We start from the raw sequence: 7,647 nt of genomic DNA, 5'->3' as shown, positions 1-7,647 counted from the left end.
TGAACCTTGCGCTGGGCTGGCCCGAAACCGAAGGACTGTCGATTGTGGGAGTAGCGCCGTGACCGACCTCACCGACACCCCCCGGCTCGTCCGCACCCAGGGCGTCACCGCGCCCGCCGGCTTTCGCGCCACCGGAATCGCCGCCGGCATCAAGGCATCCGGCGCGCTCGACCTGGCGCTCGTGTTCAACGAGGGTCCCGACTACGGCGCCGCGGGCGTGTTCACCCGCAACAAGGTCAAGGCCGCACCGGTGCTCTGGTCGCAGCAGGTGCTCACCACCGGTCGGCTGCGCGCGGTCATCCTCAACTCCGGCGGGGCCAACGCCTGCACCGGCCCGCAGGGATTTCAGGACACCCACGCCACCGCCGAGGCCGTCGCCGCCGCGCTGTCCGACTGGGGCACCGACACCGGCGCCATCGAGGTGGCAGTCTGCTCGACCGGGCTGATCGGCGACCGGCTGCCGATGGACAAAGTCACCTCAGGTGTCACCGAAATCGTGCACGAACTGGCCGGTGGCCTGACTGGTGGGGAAGAGGCCGCCCGGGCCATCATGACCACCGACACCGTGCCCAAACAGGTTGCGCTGCACCACACCGGCAATTGGACGGTCGGCGGCATGGCCAAGGGCGCGGGCATGCTCGCACCCTCACTGGCCACCATGCTGTGCGTCATCACCACCGACGCCGTCGCCGACGCAGCGGCCCTCGATCAGGCGTTGCGCAAAGCCGCCGCGCTCACCTTCGACCGGCTCGACGTCGACGGCAGCTGCTCCACCAACGACACCGTGCTGCTACTCGCCTCAGGTGCCAGCGAAATCGCGCCCAGCCAAAGCGATCTCGACGACGCTGTGCTGCGGGTCTGCGACGACCTGTGCACCCAGCTGCAGGCCGATGCCGAAGGTGTAACCAAGCGCATCGTTGTCACGGTGACCGGAGCCGCCTCGGAGGACGACGCGCTGACGGCCGCCCGGGTGGTCGCGCGCGACAGCCTGGTCAAGACCGCGCTGTTCGGCTCCGACGCGAACTGGGGACGTGTGCTGGCCGCTGTCGGCATGGCCCCGGTTGCGCTGGAGCCTGATCGGATCAGCGTGTCGTTCAACGGTTCTGCGGTATGTGTCGAGGGTGTCGGCGCGCCAGGTGCGCGTGATGTCGACCTGTCCGGCGCCGACATCGACGTTACGATCGACCTCGGAGTCGGCACGGATCACGCATCGATCCGGACAACAGACCTCTCTCACGGGTACGTCGAAGAGAACTCGGCGTACAGCTCATGACCGCCACTGCCGTCGATCGTCACGTCAAGGCCGATGTCCTTGCATCCGCGCTTCCGTGGCTCAAGCAGTTGCACGACAAGATCGTCGTCGTCAAGTACGGCGGAAACGCGATGACGGACGACACCCTGCGCGAGGCGTTCGCCGCCGACATGGTGTTCCTGCGCAACTGCGGTATCCATCCGGTCGTGGTGCACGGGGGCGGCCCGCAGATCAGTGCGATGCTCAAACGGCTCGGCATTGCAGGCGATTTCAAGGGCGGCTTCCGTGTCACGACGCCCGAGGTGCTCGATATCGCCCGCATGGTGCTGTTCGGCCAGGTCGGCCGCGAACTGGTCAACCTCATCAACGCCCACGGTCCGTACGCCGTCGGCATCACCGGCGAGGACGCCCATCTGTTCACCGCCGTGCGGCGCAGCGTCACCGTCGACGGAGTGGCGACAGACATCGGTCTTGTCGGCGACGTCGAACGGGTCAGCACCGATGCGGTGATGGATTTGATTGCAGCAGGCCGTATTCCGGTGGTGTCGACAATTGCGCCGGACGCCGACGGCGTGGTGTACAACATCAACGCCGACACAGCGGCCGCCGCGTTGGCCGAGGCGCTGCACGCCGAGAAGCTCGTCGTGCTGACCGACGTCGAAGGCCTGTACACCAACTGGCCGGATCGCACGTCGCTGGTCAGCGAAATCGACGTCGCCGCATTGACGCAACTGCTTCCGACGCTCGAGGCCGGCATGGTGCCCAAGATCGAGGCGTGTATGCGCGCGGTTGGCGGCGGAGTGCCCAGCGCGCACGTCATCGATGGCCGCGTCGAGCATTGCGTGCTCGTCGAACTGTTCACGGACGAGGGGACGGGCACGAAAGTGGTGCGTCCGACGACGACACCGGAGCGAGGTACGAGCTCCGGCGAGGAGTCGGACAGGAGGGGAGGAGCATGACGCTCCAGCAGCGCTGGGAAGCCGTGATGATGAACAACTACGGCACGCCGCCTTTGGCTTTGGCCAGCGGTGACGGCGCCGTGGTGACCGACGTCGACGGCAAGTCGTATGTCGACCTGCTCGGCGGCATCGCGGTCAACATCCTCGGCCACCGCCATCCCGCCGTCATCGAGGCGGTGACACGTCAGCTCAACACCCTCGGCCACACGTCGAACTTCTACGCGACCGAACCCGGCATCGCGCTGGCCGAGGCGTTGGTCGCTCTGCTCGGCGCCGAGGCGAGGGTGTTCTTCTGCAACTCCGGCACCGAGGCCAACGAAGTGGCCTTCAAGATCACCCGCCTGACCGGTCGAACGAAACTCGTTGCCGCCCAAGGCGCTTTCCACGGCAGGACCATGGGTTCGCTTGCACTGACCGGCCAGCCGTCCAAGCAGGAGCCGTTCGCCCCGCTGCCCGGCGACGTCACCCACATCCCGTATGGCGACACCGATGCGCTGGCCGCTGCGGTCGACGACGACACCGCCGCGGTGTTCCTGGAACCAATCATGGGGGAGGGCGGCGTCGTCGTCCCGCCCTCCGGATACCTGGTCGCCGCGCGCGAGATCACAAGCAAGCACGGCGCGCTGCTGGTACTCGACGAGGTGCAGACCGGAATGGGCCGCACCGGAGCGTTTTTCGCCCACCAGCACGACGGCATCACCCCCGACATCGTGACGTTGGCCAAGGGCCTTGGCGGCGGGCTGCCGATCGGCGCGTGCATCGCGGTCGGCGCGACCGGCGATCTGCTCACGCCGGGTCTGCATGGAAGTACGTTCGGTGGCAACCCGGTCTGCACGGCGGCCGCGCTGGCCGTGCTCAAAGTCCTGGCCGACGACGATCTGATCGGCCGCGCCGACGTGCTCGGCAAGACACTGTCCGCAGGCATCGAATCGCTGGGGCATCCGCTGGTCGACCATGTCCGCGGCCGCGGGCTGCTGCGCGGCGTGGTGCTGAACTCCGAAGCCGCCAAGCCCGCAGAGGCCGCGGCCCGCGATGCCGGATTCCTGGTCAACGCCGCCGCCCCCGACGTGATCCGGCTGGCCCCACCGCTGGTCATCACCGAGGCCCAGATCGACGACTTCCTGACTGCGCTGCCAAAGGTTCTGGACAAGGCGGCGGCCTCATGACCCGGCATTTCCTGCGCGACGACGACCTGACGCCCGACGAGCAGGCCGAGGTGCTGGCACTGGCCGCCGAGCTGAAGAAGGAGCCGTTCAGCCGCCGCCCGCTCGACGGCCCGAAGGGCGTGGCCGTCATTTTCGACAAGAACTCGACCCGCACCCGCTTCTCGTTTGAGGTCGGCATCGCCCAACTCGGCGGCCATGCCGTCGTGGTGGACGGCCGCAACACCCAGCTGGGGCGCGAGGAGACACTCGAGGACACCGGGAAGGTGTTGTCCCGTTACGTCGAGGCGATCGTGTGGCGCACGTTCGGGCAGGACCGTCTGACCGCGATGGCGTCCGGTTCGAGCGTGCCGGTCGTCAATGCGCTGTCCGACGAGTTCCACCCGTGCCAGGTGCTCGCCGATCTGCAGACGCTCGACGAACGCCTGGGCACGTTGAATGGGCTGCGGCTGTCCTATTTCGGCGACGGCGCGAACAACATGGCGCACTCGTTGATGCTCGGCGGCGTTACCGCCGGTATACACGTCACCGTTGCCGCCCCTTCCGGTTTCGAGCCCGATCCGCAGTTCGTCGCTGCCGCCGAGAAACGTGCCGCCGACACCGGCGCCTCGGTGACCTTGACGACGGATCCACGGGCGGCCGCTGACGGCGCGGACGTGTTGGTGACCGATACCTGGACGTCGATGGGTCAGGAAAACGATGGCCTCGACCGGGTGGGGCCATTCCAGCCGTTTCAGATCAACACAGCGCTGCTCGCTCGGGCACAGCGGAATGCGATTGTGCTGCATTGTCTTCCGGCTCACCGTGGTCACGAGATCACCGATGAGGTCATCGACGGGCCGCACAGCGCGGTGTGGGACGAGGCGGAGAACCGGCTGCACGCGCAGAAGGCGCTCTTGGTGTGGCTGTTGGAGCGATCCGGAGTCGAGGCATGACTTCGGCAGCCACCCGGGCCGGTCGACAGGCCCGCATCGTGTCGATCTTGTCGTCGCAGTCGATACACAGCCAGAGCGAGCTGGTCGAGATGCTCGCCGACGAGGGCATCGACGTCACTCAGGCCACGCTGTCGCGGGACCTCGAAGAGCTCGGCGCGGTCAAGCTGCGCGGAGCCGACGGCGGTGTCGGTGTGTACATCGTTCCGGAGGACGGCAGCCCGGTGCGCGGTGTTTCCGGTGGCACCGAACGCATGTCGCGACTGCTGGCCGAGCTGCTGGTATCGACTGATGCCAGTGGCAATCTCGCGGTGCTGCGCACGCCGCCGGGCGCGGCGCACTATTTGGCCAGCGCGATCGACCGCGCGTCGCTTCCGTATGTCGTCGGCACCGTCGCCGGCGACGACACCATCCTTGTGGTCGCACGTGAGCCGATGAGCGGCGCCGAACTGGCCACCAAGTTCGAAAGCATTCAACTGAAGGAGATTGGTTAATGTCCGAGCGCGTCATCTTGGCGTATTCCGGCGGGCTGGACACCTCTGTGGCGATCAGCTGGATCGGCAAGGAGACTGGCCGTGAGGTTGTCGCAGTCGCCATCGACCTTGGTCAGGGCGGCGAGGACATGGAGGTGGTGCGGAAGCGGGCATTGGACTGCGGCGCTGTCGAAGCCGTCGTCGTCGACGCCAAAGACGAGTTCGCCGAACAGTATTGCCTGCCCGCGATCCAGTCCAACGCTCTATACATGGACCGGTATCCGCTGGTTTCGGCGTTGAGCCGGCCACTGATCGTCAAGCATCTGGTGTCCGCGGCCCGCGAGCACGGCGGGGGGATCGTCGCACACGGCTGCACCGGCAAGGGCAACGATCAGGTCCGCTTCGAGGTTGGATTCTCCTCGCTTGCACCGGATCTGGAGGTGCTCGCGCCGGTCCGCGACTACGCATGGACACGCGAGAAGGCGATCGCGTTCGCCGAGGAGAACGCCATCCCGATCAACGTCAGCAAGCGCTCACCGTTCTCGGTCGACCAGAATGTCTGGGGACGGGCGGTGGAGACCGGCTTCCTGGAGCACCTGTGGAACGCACCGACCAAGGATGTCTACGACTACACCGAAGACCCGACAGTCAACTGGAGCACTCCCGACGAGGTGATCGTCGGATTCGAACGGGGCGTGCCGGTTTCGATCGACGGCAGGCCTGTGACGGTCCTGCAGGCCATTGAGGAGCTCAACGAGCGTGGCGGCGCACAGGGTGTCGGCAGACTCGATGTCGTCGAGGATCGGCTGGTCGGCATCAAGAGCCGCGAAATCTACGAGGCGCCGGGCGCGATGGTGCTGATCACCGCGCACACCGAGCTCGAGCACGTCACGCTCGAACGCGAGCTCGGCCGTTTCAAGCGCAACACGGACCAGCGTTGGGGCGAGCTGGTCTATGACGGCTTGTGGTACTCGCCGCTGAAGAACGCACTGGAGTCGTTCGTCGCTCACACCCAGGAGCACGTGTCGGGTGAGATCCGGATGGTGTTGCACGGCGGCCACATTGCGGTGAATGGTCGCCGGAGCCAGGAATCTCTATACGACTTCAACTTGGCGACCTACGACGAGGGCGACACGTTCGACCAGTCGTCCGCCAAGGGCTTCGTACATGTGCACGGCCTGTCGTCGAGCATCGCCGCCCGCCGGGATCTGTCCCAATGATCGCGACCGACCGTGTCTGCTCAGCGACACGCCGTAGTTTGCGTGCAAACGCGGTCGCTCGCGCGGCACTGAGCGTCCCGAAATGAACACCAACGAGGGATCGCTATGGGGCGGACGGTTCGCAGTCGGCCCGTCCGACGCGCTTGCCGCACTGAGCAAGTCGACGCATTTCGACTGGGTGCTGGCGCCGTATGACATCACCGCATCGAAAGCCCATGCGCGGGTGTTGTTTCAAGCTGGCCTGCTGACCGACGAGCAGCGCGACGGTCTACTTGCCGGCCTGGACAGCCTGGCGTCGGACGTCGCCGATGGCACGTTCCTGCCACTGGTCACCGACGAGGACGTGCACGGCGCGCTGGAGCGTGGCCTGATCGACCGGGTCGGAGACGAGTTGGGCGGACGGTTGCGTGCGGGCCGGTCGCGAAATGACCAGGTGGCCACGCTTTTTCGAATGTGGCTGCGCGACGCGGTGCGCCGGGTCGCGGACGGCGTGCTCGACGTCGTCGGGGCACTGGCCACCCAGGCGGCCGCCCACCCGACCGCGATCATGCCCGGCAAGACGCACCTGCAGTCAGCGCAGCCGATCCTGCTGGCGCACCACCTTCTGGCCCACGCGCATCCGCTGTTGCGGGACGTCGACCGGCTCGCCGACTTCGACAAGCGTGCCGCGGTGTCGCCGTACGGATCCGGGGCGCTGGCCGGATCGTCACTTGATCTCGATCCGGACGCGATCGCCGAGGAACTGGGCTTCGACGCCGCCGCGGACAACTCCGTCGACGCCACCGCATCCCGCGACTTCGCGGCGGAGGCGGCCTTCGTACTGTCCATGATCGGCGTCGACCTGTCACGGTTGGCCGAAGACATCATCCTGTGGAGCACAACCGAATTCGGCTATGTGACGCTGCACGATTCGTGGTCGACGGGTAGCTCGATCATGCCTCAGAAGAAGAACCCCGACGTCGCCGAACTGGCCCGCGGCAAGTCCGGCCGGCTCATCGGGAACCTGACCGGGCTGCTGGCCACTCTGAAGGCGCAGCCGCTGGCATACAACCGCGACCTGCAAGAGGACAAGGAGCCCGTTTTCGACTCGGTCGGCCAGCTCGAGCTGCTGCTGCCTGCGATGGCGGGCCTCGTCGCAACGCTTCGCTTCGACGTCGACCGGATGGCCGAACTCGCGCCGCTGGGCTACACGCTGGCGACCGACGTCGCCGAATGGCTTGTCCGCAGGGGTGTCCCGTTCCGGGTCGCGCATGAGGCCGCGGGTGCGGCCGTAAAGGCGGCCGAGGCCCGCGGTATCGGCCTGGAGGAACTCGAGGACGCCGAACTCGCAGAGATCCACCCGGAGCTGACGCCGCAGGTGCGCGAAGTCCTGACCATCACGGGCTCGGTCGACTCGCGCGATGCCCGCGGCGGTACAGCTCCCATTCAGGTTGCCAAGCAGCTCGGCGTTGTCCGCGACACGGCCGACCGGCTTCGACTCAGACTGCGCCGCTAGGGAATTCATTCGTCGGCGAAGGCCAACCACGCCTCTTCGAGCGATTCCTTGCGGGCCTCTAACTCTCGCAGTTCGGCGTTGAGTTCACCGATCCGTACGTGATCAGCGGCGGCCGCGGCCATCGATTCGTGCAGCGCCGCAATTTGGTTGTCC

General features: G+C 66.7%; 7 protein-coding genes. All 7 read left to right on the top strand.

Translation table 11 applies throughout. The annotated features are described in order from the left end of the window. The first annotated feature begins 58 nt into the window (after positions 1-58). The 7 genes from argJ to argH all read left to right on the top strand — a co-directional run bounded on the left by argJ (position 59) and on the right by argH (position 7,494). Positions 59-1,273 (top strand): bifunctional glutamate N-acetyltransferase/amino-acid acetyltransferase ArgJ, encoded by a 1,215-nt coding sequence (gene argJ, locus VFH65_RS31640; RefSeq protein WP_353327413.1) that lies wholly within the window; start codon positions 59-61, stop codon positions 1,271-1,273. Continuing rightward, positions 1,270-2,211 carry an acetylglutamate kinase gene (gene argB / locus VFH65_RS31635; protein ID WP_353327412.1) on the top strand — a complete coding sequence of 314 codons (942 nt, stop codon included), beginning with the start codon at positions 1,270-1,272 and terminating at the stop codon, positions 2,209-2,211. The genes argJ and argB overlap by 4 nt, the downstream gene beginning before the upstream one ends. Then, positions 2,208-3,377 (top strand): acetylornithine transaminase, encoded by a 1,170-nt coding sequence (locus VFH65_RS31630; protein WP_353327410.1) that lies wholly within the window; start codon positions 2,208-2,210, stop codon positions 3,375-3,377. The genes argB and VFH65_RS31630 overlap by 4 nt, the downstream gene beginning before the upstream one ends. Next, on the top strand, positions 3,374-4,309 hold the full coding sequence (argF, locus tag VFH65_RS31625; protein WP_353327409.1) for an ornithine carbamoyltransferase: 936 nt from the start codon (positions 3,374-3,376) through the stop codon (positions 4,307-4,309). Before VFH65_RS31630 ends, argF begins: the two co-directional genes overlap by 4 nt. Continuing rightward, positions 4,306-4,800 carry an arginine repressor gene (locus tag VFH65_RS31620; protein ID WP_353327407.1) on the top strand — a complete coding sequence of 165 codons (495 nt, stop codon included), beginning with the start codon at positions 4,306-4,308 and terminating at the stop codon, positions 4,798-4,800. The genes argF and VFH65_RS31620 overlap by 4 nt, the downstream gene beginning before the upstream one ends. Next, a complete protein-coding gene (locus VFH65_RS31615; protein ID WP_353327405.1) occupies positions 4,800-5,999 on the top strand; it encodes an argininosuccinate synthase in 1,200 nt (399 codons plus the stop codon). Before VFH65_RS31620 ends, VFH65_RS31615 begins: the two co-directional genes overlap by 1 nt. Before the next feature lie 82 nt (positions 6,000-6,081). Next, entirely contained in the window at positions 6,082-7,494 is a 1,413-nt protein-coding gene (gene argH, locus VFH65_RS31610) for an argininosuccinate lyase (protein ID WP_353327403.1), read from the top strand. Positions 7,495-7,647 lie beyond the last annotated feature (153 nt).

Origin of the sequence: Mycobacterium sp., assembly GCF_035697385.1 — a bacterium.
Lineage (GTDB): Bacteria > Actinomycetota > Actinomycetes > Mycobacteriales > Mycobacteriaceae > Mycobacterium.
Note: the sequence above shows the minus strand (reverse complement) of the source record. Positions and strands in the feature narration are given on the sequence as shown.

What these genes read in the sequence shown, in the direction of transcription:
- argB (WP_353327412.1), top strand. Translation starts at nt 1,270, where the DNA reads ATGACCGCCACTGCCGTCGATCGTCACGTCAAGGCCGATGTCCTTGCA.
- VFH65_RS31630 (WP_353327410.1), top strand. Translation starts at nt 2,208, where the DNA reads ATGACGCTCCAGCAGCGCTGGGAAGCCGTGATGATGAACAACTACGGC.
- argF (WP_353327409.1), top strand. Translation starts at nt 3,374, where the DNA reads ATGACCCGGCATTTCCTGCGCGACGACGACCTGACGCCCGACGAGCAG.
- VFH65_RS31620 (WP_353327407.1), top strand. Translation starts at nt 4,306, where the DNA reads ATGACTTCGGCAGCCACCCGGGCCGGTCGACAGGCCCGCATCGTGTCG.
- VFH65_RS31615 (WP_353327405.1), top strand. Translation starts at nt 4,800, where the DNA reads ATGTCCGAGCGCGTCATCTTGGCGTATTCCGGCGGGCTGGACACCTCT.
- argH (WP_353327403.1), top strand. Translation starts at nt 6,082, where the DNA reads ATGAACACCAACGAGGGATCGCTATGGGGCGGACGGTTCGCAGTCGGC.